Origin of the sequence: Xenorhabdus siamensis (assembly GCF_037996745.1) — a bacterium.
Taxonomy (GTDB): Bacteria; Pseudomonadota; Gammaproteobacteria; order Enterobacterales; family Enterobacteriaceae; genus Xenorhabdus; species Xenorhabdus indica.
In genome coordinates this window covers 13824-37063 of sequence record NZ_JBBMXE010000005.1, presented here as the reverse complement: position 1 = coordinate 37063, position 23240 = coordinate 13824, and the positions used below count along the sequence as shown (strand labels likewise).

Genomic DNA, 23240 nt, shown 5'->3' with positions numbered 1-23240 from the left:
ATCCAGCGATACCCTTTATCTTCCAAGTCTTGACTCGGAATTTATGGGTATACATTTTGCCCATGCTGATGATGGGCAAAAATATAAAAATTGGTTGACGGTATCAGGCTTTATGGAAAGTTATTGACGACCGGAATGACCAAAACCACCAGCGCCACGTTCTGTGCTCTCAAAATCTTCAACCAAATTAAATTCAGCCTGTACCACAGGCACAAAAACCATTTGGGCAATACGTTCGCCTGGTTCGATAGTGAATGTCTTATCACCACGGTTCCAAACAGAAATCATCAGTTGCCCTTGATAATCAGAGTCGATGAGCCCTACCAGATTACCAAGCACCACACCATGTTTATGCCCTAAACCAGAACGGGGAAGAATGATCGCCGCCAATTGTTCATCCGCGATATGGATAGCAATCCCTGTTGGCAGAAGTTCGGTCTGACCAGGTGCCAGTTCCACTGCGTTATCCAGACAAGCACGTAAATCTAAGCCCGCAGAACCAGGGGTAGCGTAGGTCGGTAAAGGAAATTCTTGCCCGATGCGGGAGTCAAGGATTTTAACGTCGATTTTTTTCATCATAGCGTTTGAATATCTCGTCTAATAAGCGGTGGCTGAGTTGTAATTTATCACTGTGCGGTAAATTAATACTGCCATCATGCCAGAACAGATGTAATGCATTAGTATCACTGTTGAAGCCATGTTCAGCCAGAGATACATTATTCGCGCAAATCAAGTCCAGATTCTTCTGCTTGAGTTTTACGCGGGCGTATTCTTCCACATTCTGGGTTTCGGCTGCAAATCCAACGACAAAGGGACGATGTTTTTCCATTGCGGCAACATTCGCTACGATGTCAGGATTTTTGACTAATGTATAGGTGATTTCATCACCCTGTTTTTTGATTTTTTCATCTGATATCTGCTTGAAACGGTAATCAGAGACGGCAGCACAGCCGATGAAAATATGTTGTGAAGCTGCGATTGCCTGCACTTGCTCGTGCATTTCCAATGCACTGGTTACGTCAATACGTTTGACATTTTGAGGAGTAGTCAGATTGACAGGGCCTGCAATCAGTGTGACTTCAGCTCCACGTTCTGCGGCTGCCTGTGCGATGGAGAATCCCATTTTACCGGAGCTATGGTTGGTAATAAAACGGACAGGATCTAAGGCTTCACGAGTTGGCCCGGCTGTAATTGTTATTTGCAGGCCCATTAAATCTCGAATAGGGTTAAAATGTTGCGTTGCTAGTTCGACAATCGCCATAGGTTCAATCATTCTTCCCGGCCCTACGTCGCCACAGGCCTGGCTTCCCTCATCTGGACCCCAAATCAACACATTACGTTCTCTCAGTATATTGAGGTTATGTTGGGTGGCTTGTGCACAGTACATTTGCTGGTTCATCGCAGGAACGACCGCCAGGGGGGCTGCTGAAGCTAAACAGATAGTTGTGACTAAATCGTTTGCCATACCAGTACTTAACCGAGCTAATAGATCTGCCGTCGCAGGAGCAAGAATAATCAAGTCAGCCCATTTTGCCAGCTCAATATGTCCCATCGCCGCTTCTGCTGCCGGGTCTAAAAGATCGTCAGAAACCGGATAACCTGATACAGCCTGTAATGTCAATGGGGTAATAAAAGCTTCTGCTGCTGGAGTCATCACGACGCGTACTTGGGCACCATAATCACGTAAGCGCCGTACTAACCCTGCTGTTTTATAAGCGGCGATACCTCCACTGATGCCGAGCACGATATGCTTACCAGAAAGCCCTTTGCCGGAAAGTTCTGCCATTCTGATTGTCCACCTGTAAGTTACAATTACTCAAGATTCTATCATAAGAAAATAGGGTGTTGAGAATATGGCGTTGAGAGCTCTTGTTCTGTTGCTGAGAAATACCAAGTTTGCGAAGCGCTACGCAAACCATACGCATAAGACTGGCGATGATTTTTTCATCATGGGATATTGATGATGTGGATACCAAAGTTATGGGGTGTCATCTTCATGGCTATTAGCCAGCAAAAGGTATTTAAGGGAGGAAGTAGAATGGATATCACAATAGTGGAAAAAGACGATGAATTGCATTCAGATCTTGCTCCGCGAGAGAAATTGCTGGCGTATGGTGCGGTTGCTCTGACGGATGCGGAGTTGTTGGCCATATTTTTACGTACAGGGACTAGAGGGGTGCCTGTTGTAAAAATGGCGGAACATTTACTGCAATCATTTGGCTCATTATATCATTTGCTTTCTGCCGATTATGCTGATTTTTGTGCGCATAAAGGAATGGGCGTGTGCAAATATGTTCAGTTACAGGCAGTGTCTGAATTGGCAAAGCGTTTTTTCTCCAGCCAATTTATCCATGAAGATGTTATGAGCAGCCCTGCTGCAACTCAAAGTTATTTGCAGGATTTATTATCCTGGCAGGATCGAGAAGTTTTTGTTGTGCTGTTTTTGACAAATCAGAATAAAGTGATTTGTCATGATGAGATGTTCAAGGGGACGATAAACAAAGTTGAAGTTCATCCGCGTGAAGTTGTAAGACAGGCGGTTAAAGTTAATGCCGCATCTATTATTCTTGCCCATAATCACCCTTCCGGTAACCCAGAACCTAGTCTGGCAGATAAACTGGTGACAGAAAAAATCATTGATGCGTGTAATTTAGTCGGTGTTAAGGTTTTGGATCATATTGTCATAGGCAAACAATATTGCGTCTCTTTTATGGAAAGGGGTTGGATTTAATACGGTTTTTTCACGAACCGGTCAGATCTTAGTTGTTCGGGACTTGAGCATCAGCGAATGAGGGCGTATACTACGCCACCTTTGAGGATCTTGGGCTTGGCGAGAAGAGCCTATCTCAGTGAGTTTTTGGCTGAGAAAATGTGATTCTTTTCAGTAACGTTCTTTATCAGTAAAAAAATTTGCTGAGATGGGCTCCTAAGCCTGACGAGGCGGCCATACCCAATACAAAGCTCGAGCTGATTTGATTTTTGGAGAATAGACATGTCCCGAGTCTGCCAAGTTACTGGCAAGCGTCCTGTGAGTGGTAACAACCGCTCTCACGCATTAAATGCGACCAAGCGTCGTTTTCTGCCTAACCTGCACTCTCACCGTTTCTGGGTTGAGTCTGAGAAGCGTTTTGTAACTCTGCGTGTATCTGCTAAAGGTATGCGTGTGATTGACAAAAAGGGTATCGATACAGTTCTTGCTGAACTGCGTGCCCGTGGTGAGAAATACTAAGGAGCTGAAAAATGGCTAAAGGTATTCGCGATAAAATTAAACTGGTTTCTTCTGCTGGTACTGGTCACTTCTATACCACTACGAAGAACAAGCGTACTATGCCTGAAAAACTGGAAATGAAAAAATTTGATCCAGTTGTTCGTCAGCATGTAATGTACAAAGAAGCTAAAATCAAATAATTTTAGTGGATTAAAAAAAACCCAGCAAAAGCTGGGTTTTTTTATACCTGAAATACACCAAACCCTCCTTAATCTTAAACCTGGTTATCGGTTACCCGTGAACGTCATATGACGTTCAGTTATACTGACCCTTTTTGGTATATGAACTGTTAGGCGTGGCTCAGAAAATGACTAGAAAGACCTTGAATATCTTACATACGGAATCGTCGTGTGGTTGGGGAGGGCAAGAGATTCGTATTCTGACGGAATCTCAGGGGATGATGCGTCGTGGGCATCATGTTGTTATCGTTTGTTGCCCAACCTCGACACTTTATCGTGAAGCTCACCATTATGGTGTTCCTGTCGTTGCGTTGCCAATTGAAAAAAAACGCCTTTCATGCTTTATAGCAATGCGCCGTTGGTTGAAGGTTGAAGGCCATCGGTTTGATATCATTAACACTCACAGTTCTACTGATTCTTGGTTGGTAGCTGCGGCATGTTCCACATTAAGAGGGATGCCACCAATAGTTCGAACCCGTCATGTTTCCACTCATGTTTCAACCTCCATAGCGACCCGTTGGCTCTATTTGAAATCCTGCCAGCACATTGTGACAACAGGGGAGAAATTACGCCAATATCTACATACGAATAATGGCTATCCGCTATCTCATATGACATCTGTACCGACAGGTATCGACTTGACACGTTTTCAGCCTGAAAACAAACAACAGTGCCGCCAGCGTATTGGAATTGCAGATAAACCGACGCTGGGTATTGTGGCGACGATGAGAACCTGGAAAGGGCATCGTTACCTGTTGGATAGCTGGAAAATACTCCATCAACGCTATCCTGATTGGCAATTACTGTTTGTTGGGGATGGCCCACAACGAAAAAATCTTGAACCCAGGGTTAAACAAGAAGGGCTGACGGATAGTGTCATTTTTCTTGGTAATCGTCAGGATGTTCCAGACTGTTTAAATGCGATGGATATTTTTGCATTGCCTTCGTTTGGAAATGAAGGGGTCCCACAAGGCATCATGCAGGCAATGGCGTGTGGATTACCAGTGGTCTCTACATCAGTGGGCGCTATCTCTGAAGCTGTGATTGATGGTGAAACAGGCTATATTATTGAACCTAAATGTATTGAACAGCTAACTGAGAAATTAGATCTGTTAATGAGAAATGCAGATGTACGTTTGCAGATGGGAAATGCTTCATTTAAACGAGCCACACGTTTGTTCGGTATGGATAATATGTTAGATAAAATGGAGTCTATTTTTGTTGTGAGTGACAATCATTGGTGACAGATTGTATTATTTTTCACTCATATTACCATTTTATCTAATATACTAATAGGTGAAATAGAATAAATGAAATAAAAACTCTTGTTTGGCTTTTTTACGGAACAATCTATACAAGGTGTCTTAAATAACTTTGATGTATGTTCTCTTGAGTCGGTCTCTGAATGGATAATTTTATAATTCATTATTATGCAACCTAAAAACATTTTGATTATCAATATTGCACGTTTTGGTGACACGTTACTTGTAACACCAGTAATTCGGGCATTAAAGTTAAACTGGTCAGAAGCCAATATTGATGTATTGGCGCATAAAAGAACAAAAGAGATCCTTGAGAATATTGATGAAATCAATTCAATAAGCGTTTTTTCAAAAGGAAAAGCGAAGTGGGCTGGTTGGTTTTCTCGTCGTAGTTATGATTTGGCATTAGTATATAATCATGATAAACCTTTACTACAATATGCCAGACGCAAAGCAAATCGGGTTGTTTGCTTTTCTGATACATCCCGCAGAACCCCAAATGAATTGTTTGTAGAAAAACCCCAAAAACTTATGCAGGCTCAGCAGGAAAGGGCATTGTTAGCTAATGCGTTAGGAATTGAGATTTATGATTGGCGGTTGCAGTATTGTGTGAGTCAAAATGAAGCAGAATATGCGAGTTCTTTTCTCCGGCATTATGGGTTGCAAGATAAACTAAGGATTGGTTTTCAACTACAAAGTTTTCCTGCGAAAGCTTACCGTGATTGGCCTGTAGAATCTTTTTATGAGTTAGCCCAGCGTATTTATGCTCGTTATCCTGCTGCCCACATTTTACTGTTGGGTAGCCAGGATGGGGCGGCAGCGGCAGAAAGATTATCTGAAATGTTGGGAGTACAGAGATGTACATCTCTGGCGGGTAAAACGACGATGCGCCAAAATGCGGCGATTATGAGCCAACTTAATTTGTATGTTGGTGTTGATACCGGGACGACACATTTGGCAGGAGCATTAGGGATCCCAATGGTTGCCATGTACCATAGTTTCCATCCTGGTCGTTTTCTTGCTCCACAACAGCATGCAAAATTGGCTGTGATTGAACATCCAATAGATTATCAACAGGCAACCCGTCAAGATAATATGTCAGACATATCAGTGGAACAAGTCTGGGATTCAGTGAAAAATATACTAGAAGTTCAATAAAAGGATAATGACAACGATGAAGATAGGATTTATTGATGTCACCGTTACCATGTCCTATGGTGGTATTCAAACGGCGGTCTGGGAATTGGCTAAGGCTTTGACAGATGCAGGACATGAGATCCATATTTTTGGCGGAATAGGTGATATCAGACCTGAGTTGAAGGATCGGAAGATCCGTGTGCATACTTTCCCATTTATCCCCAGAGAACGAGTAATCAATATTGGCCGTCGTTTTCAACGTATTATTGAACGCTACTCATTTGCCCGTCATGCCCGTGAAACAGTGATTGCTGAAAATTTTGATTGGGTAATATTGACTAAGCCTTTTGATTTCTTCTGGCCCAGAATGATGCCCGCCAACTCCCATACTAAGTTTTGTTATATGAGTGGGGGAACCAGCTTTTTTAAAGGCGACAGAATATTAGGGAAAAAAATATCGGCATGGGTTGCTTGCAGCCATTTTAATGCTTGGCAGATCCAGCATCATTTTAAACAATTTCCAAGTGTTATCTATAATGGTGTAGATGTTGATAAGTTCAAACCTGCTAATTCTGATGTCCGCAGCAGGCTAGGGATTCATGAGAATACGTTTCTACTGACTTTTGCTGGCAGGTTAGTCGGATGGAAAGGCATGAAAATTGCTGTTGATGCGATGGCCTTGTTACGTGATAAGGATGTAAAACTGTTAATTATTGGAGCAGGTGAAGAACTGAAGCGGCTTGAAAAAAAAGCGGCGGAATTGGAGTTAGGACAATCAATTATTTTTCATCCTCCCGTTAGTCATGATCAGTTACCTGAGTTTTATGCTGCCGGGGATGCCGGGATCTTCCCAAGCATTGGTGATGAAGCATTTGGTATTACTATTGCGGAGGCAATGGCATGTCAGCGACCTGTCATTGCCAGTTATATTGGTGGTATACCTGAAGTGGTAGGAAATGAGAATCAGTCCGGCATTCTGGTGACACCCGGTAATGCAGAGGCTATTGCCGGAGCTGTTAATCATCTCTTGTCTTTACCAGACAGAGGAAAAGAAATGGGTAAACATGCTCGCCAGAGAATTGAAACTATGTATACCTGGGAGCATTCGGCCGGCCGTTTATTGGATACGATAAAAAAGTCATGAAGATTGCTTATATTGATCCCTATCCTGTACCTGATTTTCGTGTTGCTTCACTGCAAATTTTGCAGAATGTGGATGCTTTTGCCCGTCAGGGACACCAAGTCAGTCTGATTACACCTGCGGGTCAAAATGGTGTTGAGGAGATCCTTGGTAGAAAGTTACCACCATCTGTTGCATTGATTGCTTTACGCGATATGCGCCGTAAGTGGTATTTCCCCATCAATACGCAAAAATTATTTTATTTGCAGGTTTCCCGTTGGTTGCAAGAACATCAGGTCGATGCCATTTTTACGCGTAATATTAAAATGGCAAATTATCTCTTGCATAAGCATCCTGATATCCCGCACTTTTTTGAAAGTCATGAAATTTTTTCTCAGTCTTTTAAAGAGTCTCATGACTTGAATAAACGTGCTAATAAGCGCAAATATTCTAGGCTCAGAAAAATTGAACAACAGGTTTATCATCGTGCCCGGACTGTTTTTGTTCTGACTTCATTACTACGAGACGATATTTATACAGAATATGGAGTTAAAACTCCGATTATCGTTGCACCTGACGGTGTTGATTTGTTAGCAGTTAAAGCGACAAAGATGACATCTTCGGGCAGGCAATACCAGAAAGGAGAAACAACACAGGTACTGTATCTAGGCAGTTTGCATCGCTGGAAAGGCGTACCTACTGCGATGAAGTCTATGTGTCACCTTAATAATGTTGTATTGAACATTGCTGGTGGAAATAGCACGCAGATTGAACAACTCAAATCTGTAGCCCAACAAATTGGCGTAAGTGATCGGGTTAATTTTCTGGGGTTTGTCCATCCTAAAAACCGTTTCCAAGTCATTGCAGATAATGATATTTGCATCTTGCCATTGACAAAAACCAGTATTGGCAGCCGCTATACTTCCCCTCTTAAACTTTTTGAATATATGGCGATGGGCAAACCCGTTGTTATTTCTGATCTTCCTTCCATTCGTGATGCGGTTGATGAAAACGCGGTCAGCTTTGCAGACAGTGAAAATGCGACAAGTTTTGCACAACAGATTCAACTACTGATTGATAACCCGACTGAAATAATGGCTAAAGCAGAACACTCTCAGAGATTAGTCGCGGAGCAATTTAATTGGGATCAACGGGCAAAGTTGATTATGCAAGTGATAGAAGAAAATCTGTTTTGATAAATGAAAGTCAAATCGTGGGACACCAGCCCATCTCATTTATTGGATATGGGCTGGTGTATTTGAAATTAGGGTTTTTTCTGTTCTATTCTGGTTTCTTGTTGGGCACTATATAGGGCGATCATTAATCCCAATAAGATACCTATTTCATTAATATAAGCATTTTCAAACATCCCCCTGACGATGAAAATGCCAAGAAATGCGGTAAGCATAATGAGACCCGCTTGTCGGATTATGCCACTATTTTGACGTATGATTTGGCTTCCGGTAAATATTGCTGAGAATGTCATTAATAGTGTGGTTATTAGGCCCAGAGCGCCACCAGCAAACCAAAGCGATAAAAATATATTATGTGGTCCAATGGAAGTTCTGTATGTCCAGTCAGGATAATCGGCAACACGACTATTATAGACTTGGTGATATATCTTATTACCGAAACCATAACCTTTGACAGGGTTTTCCATAATCAACTGCCACGCAGAGCCTTGGGTTCCATTACTATAGCGGTGGCTGCTATCAGTTTGAGTAAGCTTAAAAAGCAGTAATTTTGTGGCAGGATTTGATGCTGCCGACCAATGAGTGATCCCGGCCAATAATGCCAGACATATTGCAGCAGCAATGGTGATTTTCCATTCTCTATTAATCACAATAATAAACACTGTGGCTGCTACAATGGCAACCCAGGCACCACGAGAAAGTGTTCCAAGCAATAAGAATAGGCTGATGGCTGAAGCGATAAGCAACAATAACCAACTCAGTAAAGAATGTTTTTTCCATAATGCCCAAGTACATAACAACACAGGAAAATAGAAAATAAATCCGTATGAAAACTCCCGATGATTATAATTAGTAAATGGCATTTCACCTGTTGAATCGTAATTGATAATGTATTTCGCGAGATCGGTCAGTGAAATAGCTAACATACCAATAATAAAAGCAATCAAGATCATTTTTGCAATGTGTTGTTTACTTTCCTGATAGAGCACAATGGGAAGTGTGAAACTAAACAGCAACAGGCCATTTAAGATAGGCTTATTCATCTCTTTGAAACTCAATGCAGGATCAATCGAAATTCCAATAGAGTAGAACATTGCCAGTATAAATAGCAAAATGGATAAGAAGAGAGAATTTCTCAGTGAGTTTACTACTTGACGAAAATCCGTTACCAGATAACACAGTGCTGTTATGCAGATCAGGATCATGACAAGATTTTTATATCTTGTAATATCTGGCAGATAAACAAGAATAATGTACAGTCCAATAATAGATAAGTTCCACAGGGACTTTTTATTTTCGATTATGTTTAGCCTATTTCTGATATCAAGAAGCATGGTGCGGCCTATTCTTTCAACGATTTTGACTGGATTTAGCTATAAATAATACATGAAAACGGTATCGTAATCTGCTAAATAGGATGCTGTAGATAGTTTATTCAAGGAGTCAGTATGCCGGAACTACCAGAGGTTGAAACCAGTCGCAGAGGAATTGAGCCACATTTAGCTGGTAATGTGATTCAATATGTTGAGGTAAGGAATTCACGTTTGCGCTGGCCTGTTTCTGAACAGATCATGACATTATCAGATCAAGCTGTGCTCAGTGTGCAGCGTCGGGCAAAGTATTTATTGCTCGAATTGTCTGATGGATGGATTATTGTCCATCTTGGAATGTCCGGTAGCTTACGTATCTTATTGCATGAATTTCCTCCTGCAAAACATGATCATATCGACCTGGTGATGACAGACGGTAAAATTCTCCGCTATACGGATCCACGGCGTTTCGGAGCCTGGCTATGGAGCGATGATCTTGAGAAATGTTCTGTACTGGCTCATTTGGGCCCTGAGCCCCTGTCTGATGTATTTGATGGCTCATACCTTTACACTCTTTCGCGTAATAAGAAAACGGCTATTAAACCCTGGTTGATGGATAACAAAGTGGTTGTTGGTGTTGGCAATATTTATGCCAATGAAGCTTTGTATGTGGCTCATATCTTGCCTGAGCGCCCTGCTCATTCCCTGACACAGGAAGAGGCATATCTATTAGCAGATACGATAAAGCAGATTTTACGTCGTTCTATTGAACAAGGGGGGACTACGCTGAAAGATTTTCTGCAATCTGATGGAAAACCGGGGTATTTCGCGCAGGAATTATTTGTTTATGGCAAAAAAGGCGAGCTTTGCCCAATGTGCGGAGAAAAAATAGAGAGTATAAAATTAGGGCAGCGCAGTACGTTTTTTTGTCGGCAGTGCCAGCATTAATTGTATCTTTGGGGGCTGAATTGCCCCCGATGACTATATATTTATATTTACCTAATTTTTTTATTTACCTAATTTTTCTAACATTGCCAGAGCAACAGGCTCCGGCAGGAATGATGAAACATCACCATTATGACGAGCAACGTCTTTGATTAAGGATGATGAGACAAAGGATAAACTTTGAGAGGGCAACAGGAAGACACTTTCCAACTCAGACATAAAATGTCGATTCATATTGGCGAGTTGCCATTCATATTCAAAATCAGAAACTGAACGTACTCCACGAATTAAGATCGTCGCCTGTTGTTTTTTAGCAAAATTAGCCATCAACTCACTGAATCCTGCAACCTCAACATTATCCAAATGAGCAGTGACTTTTTTGGCTAATGTGACACGTTCTTCAAGGTTGAACATAGGGTTTTTTCTATCACTACTGGCAATGGCAAGTAAAACATGATCAAACATATTTGCAGCGCGGGTCACTATATCGAGATGACCATAGGTAATAGGATCAAATGTACCGGGGTAAATGGCTTTTTTTTTCATTGTCTTTGACTCTCTGCTTGGGTCAGCTCCCAGAGTGCTGCATATTTATTGAAGGTGTATTGAGCATTGACAATCGCTAACATTAGCCCTTGTTTACCATCAAGGAAACCCGCTCTTAACAGCCATGTTTTGAAAAATGCACCCAGTGTGTGGCTGATAATGGAAGAATAACGGGCTGTTTTACCCTGTTTGTAGCGATGTTTGGCCCAATCTTTCGCATAATTCAATTGTTTCTGCTGGAATTCCATCAGATTGCGGCAGGTTAAATGACGTAAATCACCTTTCAATGTCACAATATGGGCGCCTTGGGTATCCAGTGATTCATGAACCTGATTATCGTTATATTGATAACGTTCACGGCAATAGAGACGAATGACTTTATCAGGATACCAGCCGCTGTGCTTCATAAACCGGTGCATGAATAAATTAAGGCGTGCACAGGCATAGACTTTATTGTCGTTGGGATTTTCCAGAACTTGTTCAATTGAAGCTTTTAACTCAGGAGTGACTCGCTCATCTGTATCAATCATGAAAATGTAATCACCACTGGCATAGGATTGTGCGAGTTGCCGCTGAGGGCCAAAACCAGGCCACTGAGTATTCGTGTAAACTTTGGCTCCCATTTCTTTAGCGATTTGACAGGTTGCATCAGTACTACCAGCATCCAGAACGATAATTTCATCTGCCCAGTCTACAGATAGCAGGCAATCACCAATCAAGTCGGCGGCATTTTTGGCAATCATGACGACGGATAGACGTTTTCTCGTGCTCATCAATGGCTCCGTGGTGGGAGATAAGGTTCCAGTAATTTTAACAATCGTTGCAGTGCGCCCTGATTCTCGTGTAGGACTTCCGCGGCATGACGACCGTAATAAAGGCGATAATCTTCATCCGTCAGCAGGCTATTGACAGCGGTACTTAAAGATTGGCTATCTGTCACAGTAATAAGCCCATCAGCTTTATTCAGCTTGGCACAGATATCCTTAAAATTGAAAGTGTGTGGCCCCATAATGACAGGGATCGCATGAGCCGCAGCTTCCAGTGGATTATGACCACCACGTTCGATTAAGCTGCCTCCGACAAAGGCTAGATCTGCAATACCGTACAGTAGCATGAGTTCACCCATAGTATCACCAATAACAACCTGGACATTAGCATCGGGTATGGTAGCAGAACTCCTTAATACTGAACTTAGCCCAGCTTTTTGAGTTAATTCTTCCGCTTTAGCAAAACGTTCAGGATGGCGGGGAACCAAAATCAGCAATAAATCGGGATGTTGTTTCAATAAATTTCGATGCGCATCCAGTATGATAGTTTCTTCACCATCATGGGTACTGGTTGCAATCCATACAGGCCGATGTGCAGCCCATTGACGACGCAGAGTCACCGCCTTAGCGGCCAATTCAGGTGTAACAGAAATATCGAATTTAAGACTGCCTGTGACAGCCAGTTGGGTACGTTTCAGCCCTAATTCAATAAAACGTTCGCCATCTTCCTGATTTTGTGCAGCGATCAACGTGATTTTGTTTAAAATGGCTTTAATAAAACTATTAATTTTCTGATATCCGGCGGCGGAACGGGCTGAAAGCCTTGCATTGGCAATAACCAGCGGTATACCACGTTGGTGTAATTGGGCTATCAAATTAGGCCATAGCTCAGTTTCCATAATAATCATTAATTTGGGGTTGACGTTATCAAGGAAACGACTCATAGAGCCAGGCAAATCATACGGTAGGTAAACGTGGTTAACATCATCTCCTAGTGCGGAAAGTACCCTTTCGGAGCCAGTTGGCGTCATGGTTGTTACAGTAATTGGCAGAAAAGGATAGTGATGCCGTAAAATCCTGACGAGAGGAATAGCAGCTAATGTCTCTCCAACCGAAACCGAATGGAGTAATATCCCTCCTGGAGTAACTTTTTGGGCACAAAAACCATAGCGTTCACCCCAGCGCTTACGGTATGCCGGAGACTTACGGCTGCGCAGTAATAAGCGCAACCAGATAATAGGTTGGATAAGGTAGAGAAGTACCTGATATAAGCGAAGCAACATTCTATCAAATTCACTAAAATAGATTGCGGCTATAGTATCACATTGGCTTGAAGAAAGTGTGCAAAATGCAGATAAGTTGTTCGTATTTCCTTAAAAAGAGTATGCCTATTTTATGGCAAGTATTGGAAATCGAAGATACGATCTGGTCATTAATTTAGCCTATCAGTGAAGTAGCGCTTTGATTTCTCTATTTACAGATTCTGTTACAGGTTCTGTACAACTTATAGGATTGGATTCCCTAAAATTATTGGCGTTGATTCTGTTCCTGTGCCTATGGCTGCTGCATTAAAAACACTTTGTATTGCGTTAATGGGGCCATCTAAGATGATCTTTTGGCGCCCATGTCAGGGCAATGGGGAAGTGATCTGGGCAGGAAATTACGGTAAATTACCGGACCCTGATGAAATTGATATTAAAACAGATAATCGCTATTTAAGTTTGATCCCGACAGATGTTGTGATTAAAACGGCTCGGAGATATTTATCATGAAACCTGTTCGTCTTGCCATTGTTCGGCAAAAATATCGCCCTGATGGTGGTGCTGAACGTTTCATTTCCAGAGCTTTAGAAGCATTGGGTAATGAAAATCTACAATTAAATGTTATTACCCGCTCTTGGCAGGGAAGCATAAATCCAAACTGGCATGTGCACTTGGCCAATCCGTTGAAATGGGGACGCATTAGCCGTGAGAAGGGGTTTGCTGATGCATCCAGAACTCTTTGGCAAAAGGAACAATTCGATATCGTCCAAAGTCATGAACGAATAGCGGGATGTGATATTTATCGGGCTGGTGATGGCGTACATCAGCGGTGGTTGCAGCAAAGATCAAGAATCCTGCCAGCTTGGAAAAGTAAACTGCTTTTTGTCAGCCGTTACCATCGTTATGTCATGGATGCGGAGAAGAGAATGTATTTGTCTCCAGAGTTGAAGAAAGTTATCTGTAACTCTGAGATGGTCAAACAGGAAGTTATGGAAGATTTTGAGCTACCAGAAGAGAAAATTTCTGTGATTTATAATGCTATTGACCAGTCACAGTTTTTTCCTGCCGGAGAAGAGGAACGAATTGTGTTGCGACAGCAATATGCCATCCCAGCACGAGCTAAATGTCTGGTATATGTTGGGTCAGGTTTTGAAAGAAAAGGGCTGAAAGCCGCAATTAAAGCAATTAGTAAGACGGAAGCGTATCTATTGGTGATCGGGCAGGACAAGGAAGAAAATAAATATAAACAACTTGCTCATTCTCTTGGTTGCTATACTCGCATTAGGTTTCTAGGTGTACAAAAAAAGACGCTGCCATTTTATCAAATGGCTGATGGTTTATTACTACCGACATTATATGATCCTTTCCCGAATGTCATACTGGAAGCAATGGCATGTCGCTTACCAGTTATAACCAGTAAAACCTGTGGAGGAGCTGAGTTCATTGATTCGGGAGTAAATGGCTTTGTCTGTGATGCTTTGGATATAAAGGGATTATCTGAAAGAATTTCCTTAATACCTTCGGATCATTTGACCAGTAAGATCGCTATGTCAGCAAAAGAAAAGATAACGGGTTATACTCCGGCTTATTTATCTCAGCAGCTTACTGAACTGTATAGCAAGGTGCTTTCTTTATGAAAGGGCATATCCTGTTTATCATTGATGGATTGCCGGGTGGTGGTGCTGAAAATGTCGTAGTTCGCCTGTGCCGTGGATTGCAACAGAGGGGCTTTGATATCACATTATTATCATTGTCTGATAAATGCGAATATTCGATTCCTGAACATGTTGATTTGGTTATTGATGCTGATAAGTATGCAGGTCCTTTTAGAAGACAGACTGAAATTTTTCGTAGAGCGAAATCAATGGATAAGGTTTTGGGAAAAATCTTGCGGCAAAAAGGAATTCCTGCGCTGGTAATATCCAATTTACACAAAACCGATCGTATAGTTGCAAGGTCTAAAGTATTAGAAAATTTGAATGTATGGTTTTGTATTCATGGTGTATTTTCTAAATCTTACCTCGAAAATAAAACAGGTCTGGCACGTTGGCTTAAAAAGCATAAAATCCAGCGTGTTTATCAGAATCGTAATTTAATTTGTGTTTCTGATGCAGTTGGCTTGGATTTACAGGAAAATCTATCTGTTGCTGCCAGAAGAATGGTCACTATTTACAACCCATTCAACATAACTGAAATTAAATTGAATTCCTTAGAAAACAATCCATATTCAGGTCAAAATTATATTCTCCATCTTGGACGATTTCACGAGGTGAAACGTCATGATCGCTTGTTAGAAGCATTTGCCATGGCTGCTATTCCTTGCAACTTATTAATTGCTGGTCATGGCGATGAAAAAATGACTGATAAAATTAAACAGAAAATTGTGGAACTTGGTTTACAATCCAGAGTTAAGCTAATTGGGTTTTTAACAAATCCTTTACCCGTAATACGTGAAGCTAAAGCTGTTGTTCTGAGTTCAGATAGTGAAGGATTAGGTAATGTATTAATTGAGGCGTTGATCTGTCAGACTCCAGTTGTCAGCACAGATTGTCCTGGTGGAATCAGTGAAATTATGGTGGGGGAATTAGAACAATATAAATCAGAACTTACTTCAGAATCATTGGCAGAAAAAATGCGTTTGGTTTATCAGAATCCCCCTTTAATTACGGAAAAAATGTATAAGAAATTTGATTTGGATATTGTACTTGATGAGTATTTTTCCTTGATAAAGCAGTAAAATTTTTGATGTTATCCTTTGAGATGTTCTAATGACTGAAAAAAAATTTAAAAAATTACGTGAAATAAATAGAAGAAAAAATTATTTTTTCAAAAAAATAAGGTTTAGTATAGGTAAAATATTTATTGATAAATGGAAAAAAAGAGAATTTTCTCTTATAGGTGTCAAAAAGGTTCTTTTTTTACGAGATGATAATAAAATTGGTGACATGATTGTATCCACACCAGTTTTAAAAGCATTGTCTCAGCAAGGTTATGAATTACATGTATTATCAGGCCGAACTAATTATTGTGTGATAGAAAATAATCCACATATAGATAAGGTATATTTCTATCCTGATAAAAATACAGATATACTTAAGTTAGGATTGAAATTGAAACAGGAAAAGTATGATCTTATTATTGATATGGGTGATCAAATTCCTGTTATCTATCTTTTGTTTATAAGACTAATTAATTCTAATCATGTAATTGGGTTTAATAAAGATAAAATAAATATTTATAACAAAAACATAACTTATTTAGGTTATAATTTACATATTACAGAAAGATATAAATCTTTGATGAATCATATGGAGATTTATAATTATAATATGCAGTATGACATATATGTTCCTGATGGTATCAAGGATAAAGTGCGTGATTTTTACTCTCGTTTGCCAGGAGCGGTAACTGTTGTCATTAATCCCTTTGCTGCTGATGAAAGGAGAAATATTTCTAAAGAACAATTGATTGGAATAACTTCTCATATTGGTTATTCATATCAGTCAGTCAATATTATATTGATTGGTAGTCCTGAAAAAATAAGTATGATTTCATATTTAGATAACTGTATTTTCAACCCATTTTGCGATTTTCTCAGTGCTGTAGAAATAATAAAATATGCTGATTTGATTATTTCGCCAGATACCTCAATTGTACATGTTGCTGCTGCATATGAGAAAAATACAATCGCACTATATGGTAATGATAAGCATGGAAATTATATCAATAATGATGTATGGGGACCGGGAAATAAAAACGCTATCCAATTAGTTCAGAAAAATATTAATAGCAAAATCAGTGAAATGCCTCTAGAGGTTATCTTAGAAAAGATAGATGTCTTTTTGTCCTTGTATACTTTTACTGAGTAATAATATTTCATATTTCTGTAATAAGGTATCTTTCTTATGACCAAACCAGCATTCATCATCACAATTGATACTGAAGGTGATAACCTTTGGCAAAATAGCGATAAAATTTCTACCGAAAATACTCAATATCTGCCCAGGTTCCAAAGCCTTTGTGAACGTTTTGGATTCAAACCCGTCTGGCTAACAAACTATGAAATGGCGATAGATGATAGCTATATCGAATTTGCTAAGGATGTCATTGCCAGAAACACAGGTGAAATCGGTATGCATTTGCATGCCTGGAACAATCCACCTATTATTCCTCTGACTGATGATGATATGTGCTATAAGCCTTATCTGATTGAATATCCTAAAAATCAGATAAAGGCAAAAATTGATTTAATGACAAATCTTCTTGAAGAAAAACTTCAGACTAAGATGCTGAGTCACCGTGCTGGACGCTGGGCATTTAACGAATATTATGCGCAATTATTGGTCGAGTATGGTTATCAGGTAGATTGTTCTGTTACTCCGAAAGTTAACTGGCGTTTTACCAAGGGAGATCCGAATGGAAATGGCGGAACAGATTATAGCCGTTTTCCATCTCATGCTTATTTTATGAATTTGCAGAATATTGCTAAAGAAGGCAACTCTTCTTTATTACAAGTGCCAATGAGTATTCAGCATAAGCATTCTCCGATCATGAATTTTATTAAACAAAAATATGATCATTTGCGAGGCAAGCAACGTTCTCCATCGGTTAATTGGTTACGCCCAAAAGGTGGGAATTTGAAACAAATGAAAGCTGTCGTTCGGCAAACTTTGGCATCTGGTAATGATTATGTTGAATTTATGCTGCATTCATCCGAGTTTATGCCGGGAGGAAGCCCGACTTTTCAGACGGAAGAAAAAATTGAGTTGCTTTATCAAGACTTAGAAGAATTGTTTGAATTCTTGAAACCACGGGTTCATGGTATGACATTGTCGGAATTTTATGACTATAAAAATAATGCATTTTTATAATTAACGGTCATAACTATTATTGGAAATAAAAAATATTTTTTTATAAAGTTGTAAAAAAATTAACTTAATATTAAAAAGCCATTTTATGGAATAGGATATGGAAAAAGTAAAATCATTTTTTTGGGGATGGAAAAAATGTAATTTCGAACAATATAAAGAAGTTCACGCTCTTTTTGGCGGTTGTGTATTAACACATCCCAACATCGTCTCTTTTTTAAATAGGCATATTGAAGGTAACCCGCTCTCCTTCTATTTTAAAGAAAAAGGCACTGCCGTTAAGGGAGCTTGCTTCTTTGTTAAAAACCAAAAATTAGTAGAAAAAATCCAGGGCACCTATCCACTGCCTTATGATGAAGTGATTTTCCCTATCGCAGCCGATGCGAAGTTATTTTTACCTATAAAATCAAAGAGATTATCTCCTATTCATAAAAATAATTTTATAAATGCCAGCTATAAGCCTCCTTTTAGTAAGCGTCAAATCTGCCTGATTAAAGAGAATTTCTCCTACAAAACCCGCCGCAACCGCAAGAATGAGATAAACAAATTCACTCGCGCAGGCGGAGAAATTCGTCTTTCAAGTGAATTCAGCGCTGAAGAATTGGTTGATATTTACATCAATTTATACCAAAAGCGTTGGAATTATCGTCATTCGCCAAAAGAACGTCAGTGTTTGCTTGAGATATACACAGAGCTTCGAGAGCATATATTTGGTTACGTGTTACTTATTAATGGTTCACCTTGTGCGTATGATTTTGTATTACGTGCCGATAGTCCTAAATGGATTTCATTTGATGCTATTAATGGAGGATATGATCCTGAGTATGCACATCTCAGTGTTGGTAGCATTTTGATGTGGGTTAATATCCAGTCAGCAAAAGCATTATGTCAGGCAGCAGATAAGACTATGCGTTATTCGTTGGGTAATCCTACTCTTGAATATAAAAGCCGCTGGTGTGAGACCTTCCCACTAGGCAAGGTTCTTATTTAATATCTTTTGCAAGAACAGCATTACTTCTGCCGGAGTAATACTCTGCATCGTATTATCCACTGATTTTAAGGTATGCTGTTCTTTTCCATACCCGCCAATCAAGCCAGGATCTGTCGGGCCAAACAGCGTAATATTTGGACGATCCAGGGCGGCAGTGAGATGGCTTAATCCTGTATCAACAGATACCACCGCTTTTGTGCCAGCAAGAACTTGTGCGACTTCTGCTAATGTTAATTTTGGTAACACATCAACATGAGGAAAACCATCTGCCAGCCGTAATGCCCGCTGATATTCATATTCAGTTCCCCAGGGGAGCTTGATGCGCATACCCGTTGGTTGAATCTCTGCGATCAGTTGGCGCCAATGGTTTTCTGGCCAATGTTTCTCATCACGAGTGGTGGCATGCAGGAATACCAGATAATCATTTCCATTTTCTGATTGTTGGTTCAGAAAGTGGCGGGCGATAGAATAATCACCTGTTTCTGTAGGCTTTTGATAACCAAGACTCTCTGCAAACAATGCACGAATTCGTTCTACAGCATGTTGCTGTTTGCTCACAGAATGGTGTTGATTGTAGAAAAAGCTGGCGAGTGGCTCACGAATGCTTTTTTTGTCATAGCCATGTTTTGGACCATGGGCTAGGCGTGTCACTAAAAAAGCACTTTTTAACAGCCCTTGAGCATCAATAATTACATCATATTTTCGTTGCTGTAACTGTTCCCTGAAACGTGCGCGTTCTTCACGGATATCTTTCCTGAACCAACTTTTTCTCCAGCGACGAATGGCAACAGGGATAACATTTTCAACTGCACTGTGCCATGTGGGTATTTGGGCGAATCCCTCTTCAACGACCCAATCAAATTGAATACCCGGTATGTACTGCATGGCATCTGTCAGTGCGGGCAGGGTATGTAACACATCGCCCATTGAAGACGTTTTTACCAGTAAAACACGCATTAACCCTGATTCTCCGCCTGTAAAAGCTTTTCCAATGAAGCTAAAACTTGCTCTGGTTGAATATCAATAAGACTCTGATGATAACCACCCGCACTGTCACCTTTCCTGATTTTATGAAAACCCGTAATCAGACGGATCACTTCGGCTTTGTCCGATAGTGGAGGAGTGAAGTCAGGGCTACTTGGCCCATATAATGCCACCAGAGGGCGGTTCAGAGCTGCTGCGATATGCATCAAACCTGAGTCATTTGTAACAATGGCATCACACGCTGCGATAATATTGACTGCCTGTTCAAGGGAAGTTTGTCCTGCGAGATTAAGACAGTTTTCCCGTGCATCTTCACTTAGAAGTGCCCGGATATCTTCACCAGCTTCATTATCCTTAGCTGAACCAAATAACAATATTTGATAACCCTTTTGAGTAATTAACTGTTCAGCCAATGCGGCGTAATGATAATGTGGCCAACGTTTAGCCGGGCCAAACTCCGCACCGGGGCAAAAACCGATAATCGGACGATGATCGGCGATGTTAAAGGCTGTTGTTGATTCAGCAATGTCTTCATCACTGACAGCTAACTGAGGCCATAGCAGTGGTTGAGGAAGATCTTCAGCACTGTGTACAGTTTTCCTGTCATAGGCGAGAGCAACATAGCGCTGAACCATGAGTGGAAAAGCACTTTTATTCAGGACGCGGATATCATTCAGGAAACCATAGCGCATTTCACCACGCCAGCCTGTACGCAGAGGGATATTGGCAAAGAAAGGCACCAAAGCAGATTTGAAAGAGTTGGGGAGTACGTAAGCGTGATCATATTCACTTTCACGCAGTGCTATCCCAAGGCGGCGACGTTCACCAAGCGCAAGCGCTCCGTGTCCCAGCGGCATTGCCAGCGCCTGATTAACTTCTGGCATCTTTGCCAGTAACGGGCGGCACCATGCTGGTGCCATCACATCAATTTCTGCATTTGGGTACAAAGCCTTCAAGGTGCGGTAGAGGCTTTGAGACATCATCATGTCACCCACCCACGATGGGCCGATCACCAATATCTTCATAGAGGTCGATTAATTATCCTGATTGAGCCATTGCATATATTCAGTAACACCTTCAGCAACGGTTTTGAATGCGTTGTCATAACCTGCTGCGCGAAGTTTTGTCAGATCAGCCTGAGTAAAGCTCTGGTAGCGACCTTTTAGCTTTTCTGGAAATTCAATGTATTCTACGGCAGGCGATTTTTCCTTATGGAATTCAATAACGGCGTCAGCAACGTCCTGGAAAGACTCCGCCCGGCCTGTACCGCAGTTAAAAATGCCGGAAACACTATTTTTCCAGAACCACAGGTTTACTGCTGCAACGTCACCAACATAAATAAAATCGCGTTGGAAATGTTCGCTGCCTGCAAATAATTTCGGGTTCTGGCCTTGGTTAATTTGGGTGTTCAAATGGTAGGCGACACTGGCCATACTGCCTTTATGCCCTTCACGTGGCCCGTATACATTGAAATAACGGAAGCCACAAATTTGAGAATCTGCGTGTGGCAAAATATCGCGAACATACTGATCAAAAAGAAATTTTGAGTAGCCGTAAACATTGAGAGGTTTCTCATACTGGCGTTCTTCAATGAAATTATCACTGCGACCACCATAAGTTGCGGCAGAAGAGGCGTACAGGAATGGGATCTGACGATCGAGGCAGTAATGTAATACATCTTTAGAGTACTGATAATTATTGTCCATCATATACTTGCCATCCCATTCAGTTGTGGATGAACAAGCACCTTCATGGAAAATAGCATCAATATCGCCCAAATCATCACCTGCAACGATACTGGCAATAAAATCTTCCTTATCCATATAATCGCTGATATCTAAATCAACCAGATTAACGAACTTTGTACCGTCTTTCAGATTATCAACAACCAGAATATCCTTATAGCCTTCGTCATTCAGTGCTTTGACAATATTGCTGCCAATAAACCCTGCGCCGCCAGTGACAATAATCATTTGGCCCACCTCTAACTAGTCAGTTCACTTTATTTTAATGTGTATCATATCACTTAACCCTACTAACGACAGCAGGTGAAATAGGGGAATATCCTGAAATCCTGCTGCATCGTAGTCTCAAGGCCGTGATCAGCTTTACAAAGTTGATATTATCTTTCTGGCTGTGTCGTCACTGTCAGGATCTATAAGTAAAATACACCATACCTTTCACTTATTCAGGTAATCAGGAGAGAAAAATGTCAGCGTCGTTTTATCAGAAAATTAATGATCAGTTGGAACAAACCCGTGCGGAAGGGCTATTCAAAAGTGAACGTATTATTACTTCTGCGCAAAATGCCGATATTGCTGTTGCGGATGGCAACAACGTCATTAATTTCTGTGCCAATAACTACTTAGGGTTGGCTAATCACCCTGACCTGATCGCTGCCGCAAAAGCAGGAATGGATAGTCATGGATTTGGTATGGCATCCGTACGTTTTATTTGTGGTACGCAAGACACCCATAAAGAATTAGAAAATAAAATAGCTGAATTTTTGGGCATGGAAGATGCTATTCTGTATTCCTCATGTTTTGATGCTAATGGGGGGCTGTTTGAAACATTATTCGGTCCAGAAGACGCCATTATTTCAGATGCACTGAACCACGCTTCTATTATTGATGGTATTCGCCTATGTAAAGCAAAACGTTATCGTTATGCCAATAATGACATGCAAGAATTAAGAGCACAGTTGGAGAAAGCGAAAGCAGAAGATGCTCAGAATATCCTGATCGCAACTGATGGTGTGTTCTCAATGGATGGTGTCATTGCGGATCTGAAATCTATCTGTGATTTGGCGGATGAATTTGGTGCTATGGTCATGGTTGATGATTCTCATGCGGTAGGGTTTGTTGGCAAGCACGGCCGTGGTACTCATGAATATTGTGATGTCATGGGGCGTGTTGATATCATCACTGGCACACTCGGTAAAGCGTTAGGTGGGGCGTCCGGTGGTTATACCGCCGCACGTAAAGAAGTTGTGGAATGGTTGCGTCAGCGTTCACGCCCTTACCTGTTTTCCAATTCTTTGGCTCCGGCTATTGTTGCGGCCTCCATCAAAGTATTGGATATGTTGAAAGATGGAGACGAATTGCGTGAACGTCTCTGGAAAAATGCCAACTTGTTCCGTGAAAAAATGACGGCAGCGGGTTTTACACTAGCGGGTGCAGATCACGCCATTATTCCGGTTATGTTGGGGGATGCGAAGCTGGCGCAGGAATTTGCCTCTGAGCTGCTGAAAGAAGGCATTTATGTGATTGGCTTCTTCTACCCTGTGGTCCCTAAAGGTCAAGCACGTATTCGTACCCAAATCTCTGCTGCTCATACCGAAGAACAAATTGAACGTGTTGTGGCTGCATTTACACGTATCGGTAAGCAGTTGAATATCATTACATAAGG

Annotated in this window: 23 protein-coding genes and 1 pseudogene; 15 read left to right on the top strand and 9 right to left on the bottom strand. The window is 41.0% G+C overall.

Annotation, left to right across the window (positions count from 1 at the left end):
• Positions 1-120: 120 nt before the first annotated feature.
• Complete coding sequence (gene dut, locus AAC852_RS04100; RefSeq protein WP_340619932.1) at positions 121-579, bottom strand: dUTP diphosphatase; 459 nt, start codon at positions 577-579, stop codon at positions 121-123.
• Positions 557-1786 (bottom strand): bifunctional phosphopantothenoylcysteine decarboxylase/phosphopantothenate--cysteine ligase CoaBC, encoded by a 1230-nt coding sequence (gene coaBC / locus AAC852_RS04095; protein WP_340619931.1) that lies wholly within the window; start codon positions 1784-1786, stop codon positions 557-559. The genes dut and coaBC overlap by 23 nt, the downstream gene beginning before the upstream one ends.
• A 252-nt stretch (positions 1787-2038) precedes the next feature.
• On the opposite strand from coaBC, the gene radC reads away from it, so the two are divergent.
• The 7 genes from radC to AAC852_RS04060 all read left to right on the top strand — a co-directional run bounded on the left by radC (position 2039) and on the right by AAC852_RS04060 (position 8162).
• The gene (gene radC, locus AAC852_RS04090; protein ID WP_340619930.1) at positions 2039-2731 is read left to right on the top strand and encodes a RadC family protein; all 693 of its coding nucleotides are present in this window, start codon (positions 2039-2041) and stop codon (positions 2729-2731) included.
• Between the two features lie 261 nt (positions 2732-2992).
• Complete coding sequence (rpmB, locus tag AAC852_RS04085) at positions 2993-3229, top strand: 50S ribosomal protein L28 (protein ID WP_038239873.1); 237 nt, start codon at positions 2993-2995, stop codon at positions 3227-3229.
• A gap of 11 nt (positions 3230-3240) precedes the next feature.
• Complete coding sequence (gene rpmG / locus AAC852_RS04080; RefSeq protein WP_010847629.1) at positions 3241-3408, top strand: 50S ribosomal protein L33; 168 nt, start codon at positions 3241-3243, stop codon at positions 3406-3408.
• Positions 3409-3575: 167 nt separating this feature from the next.
• Positions 3576-4691: a glycosyltransferase family 4 protein gene (locus AAC852_RS04075; RefSeq protein ID WP_340619929.1), complete on the top strand. Its 1116-nt coding sequence runs from the start codon at positions 3576-3578 to the stop codon at positions 4689-4691.
• 186 nt (positions 4692-4877) lie between these two features.
• Entirely contained in the window at positions 4878-5867 is a 990-nt protein-coding gene (locus AAC852_RS04070; protein ID WP_340619928.1) for a glycosyltransferase family 9 protein, read from the top strand.
• Between the two features lie 16 nt (positions 5868-5883).
• Positions 5884-6990 carry a glycosyltransferase family 4 protein gene (locus AAC852_RS04065; protein WP_340619927.1) on the top strand — a complete coding sequence of 369 codons (1107 nt, stop codon included), beginning with the start codon at positions 5884-5886 and terminating at the stop codon, positions 6988-6990.
• Positions 6987-8162 carry a glycosyltransferase family 4 protein gene (locus AAC852_RS04060; RefSeq protein WP_340619926.1) on the top strand — a complete coding sequence of 392 codons (1176 nt, stop codon included), beginning with the start codon at positions 6987-6989 and terminating at the stop codon, positions 8160-8162. Before AAC852_RS04065 ends, AAC852_RS04060 begins: the two co-directional genes overlap by 4 nt.
• A 68-nt stretch (positions 8163-8230) precedes the next feature.
• On the opposite strand, the gene rfaL is transcribed toward AAC852_RS04060, so the two are convergent.
• Complete coding sequence (gene rfaL / locus AAC852_RS04055) at positions 8231-9493, bottom strand: O-antigen ligase RfaL (protein WP_340619925.1); 1263 nt, start codon at positions 9491-9493, stop codon at positions 8231-8233.
• Positions 9494-9607: 114 nt separating this feature from the next.
• Between rfaL and mutM the strand changes: the two genes are divergently transcribed.
• Positions 9608-10417: a bifunctional DNA-formamidopyrimidine glycosylase/DNA-(apurinic or apyrimidinic site) lyase gene (mutM, locus tag AAC852_RS04050; protein WP_340619924.1), complete on the top strand. Its 810-nt coding sequence runs from the start codon at positions 9608-9610 to the stop codon at positions 10415-10417.
• Between the two features lie 60 nt (positions 10418-10477).
• On the opposite strand, the gene coaD is transcribed toward mutM, so the two are convergent.
• Genes coaD through waaA form a run of 3 tightly spaced genes read right to left on the bottom strand, consistent with a single transcriptional unit; the run spans position 10478 to position 13010 of the window.
• Entirely contained in the window at positions 10478-10960 is a 483-nt protein-coding gene (gene coaD, locus AAC852_RS04045) for a pantetheine-phosphate adenylyltransferase (protein ID WP_340619923.1), read from the bottom strand.
• On the bottom strand, positions 10957-11733 hold the full coding sequence (locus AAC852_RS04040) for a glycosyltransferase family 2 protein (RefSeq protein ID WP_340619922.1): 777 nt from the start codon (positions 11731-11733) through the stop codon (positions 10957-10959). The genes coaD and AAC852_RS04040 overlap by 4 nt, the downstream gene beginning before the upstream one ends.
• Positions 11733-13010, bottom strand: coding sequence for a lipid IV(A) 3-deoxy-D-manno-octulosonic acid transferase (waaA, locus tag AAC852_RS04035; RefSeq protein ID WP_187650023.1), 1278 nt, complete (start codon positions 13008-13010; stop codon positions 11733-11735). The genes AAC852_RS04040 and waaA overlap by 1 nt, the downstream gene beginning before the upstream one ends.
• Positions 13011-13256: 246 nt before the next feature.
• Here waaA and AAC852_RS04030 point away from each other — a divergent pair.
• The 6 genes and pseudogenes from AAC852_RS04030 to AAC852_RS04005 all read left to right on the top strand — a co-directional run.
• A pseudogene (locus AAC852_RS04030) lies at positions 13257-13499 on the top strand (glycosyltransferase family 9 protein); the annotation flags it as partial.
• A complete protein-coding gene (locus tag AAC852_RS04025; RefSeq protein WP_340619921.1) occupies positions 13496-14626 on the top strand; it encodes a glycosyltransferase family 4 protein in 1131 nt (376 codons plus the stop codon). The pseudogene AAC852_RS04030 and the gene AAC852_RS04025, both read left to right, overlap by 4 nt.
• Positions 14623-15726: a glycosyltransferase gene (locus AAC852_RS04020; protein ID WP_340619920.1), complete on the top strand. Its 1104-nt coding sequence runs from the start codon at positions 14623-14625 to the stop codon at positions 15724-15726. Before AAC852_RS04025 ends, AAC852_RS04020 begins: the two co-directional genes overlap by 4 nt.
• Before the next feature lie 31 nt (positions 15727-15757).
• Complete coding sequence (locus AAC852_RS04015) at positions 15758-16858, top strand: glycosyltransferase family 9 protein (RefSeq protein ID WP_246432508.1); 1101 nt, start codon at positions 15758-15760, stop codon at positions 16856-16858.
• A gap of 36 nt (positions 16859-16894) precedes the next feature.
• Complete coding sequence (locus AAC852_RS04010) at positions 16895-17860, top strand: polysaccharide deacetylase family protein (protein WP_187650019.1); 966 nt, start codon at positions 16895-16897, stop codon at positions 17858-17860.
• 97 nt (positions 17861-17957) lie between these two features.
• Positions 17958-18848, top strand: a complete 891-nt coding sequence (locus tag AAC852_RS04005; protein WP_340619919.1) for a GNAT family N-acetyltransferase — start codon at positions 17958-17960, stop codon at positions 18846-18848.
• On the opposite strand, the gene rfaC is transcribed toward AAC852_RS04005, so the two are convergent.
• Genes rfaC through rfaD form a run of 3 tightly spaced genes read right to left on the bottom strand, consistent with a single transcriptional unit; the run spans position 18828 to position 21805 of the window.
• Positions 18828-19805 carry a lipopolysaccharide heptosyltransferase RfaC gene (rfaC, locus tag AAC852_RS04000; RefSeq protein ID WP_340619918.1) on the bottom strand — a complete coding sequence of 326 codons (978 nt, stop codon included), beginning with the start codon at positions 19803-19805 and terminating at the stop codon, positions 18828-18830. The two genes, AAC852_RS04005 and rfaC, sit on opposite strands and share 21 nt — an antisense overlap.
• Positions 19805-20857, bottom strand: a complete 1053-nt coding sequence (rfaF, locus tag AAC852_RS03995; protein WP_340619917.1) for an ADP-heptose--LPS heptosyltransferase RfaF — start codon at positions 20855-20857, stop codon at positions 19805-19807. The genes rfaC and rfaF overlap by 1 nt, the downstream gene beginning before the upstream one ends.
• A 9-nt stretch (positions 20858-20866) precedes the next feature.
• Positions 20867-21805 (bottom strand): ADP-glyceromanno-heptose 6-epimerase, encoded by a 939-nt coding sequence (rfaD, locus tag AAC852_RS03990; protein WP_340619916.1) that lies wholly within the window; start codon positions 21803-21805, stop codon positions 20867-20869.
• A 236-nt stretch (positions 21806-22041) separates the two neighbouring features.
• On the opposite strand from rfaD, the gene kbl reads away from it, so the two are divergent.
• Positions 22042-23238, top strand: coding sequence for a glycine C-acetyltransferase (gene kbl / locus AAC852_RS03985; protein WP_340619915.1), 1197 nt, complete (start codon positions 22042-22044; stop codon positions 23236-23238).
• Positions 23239-23240 lie beyond the last annotated feature (2 nt).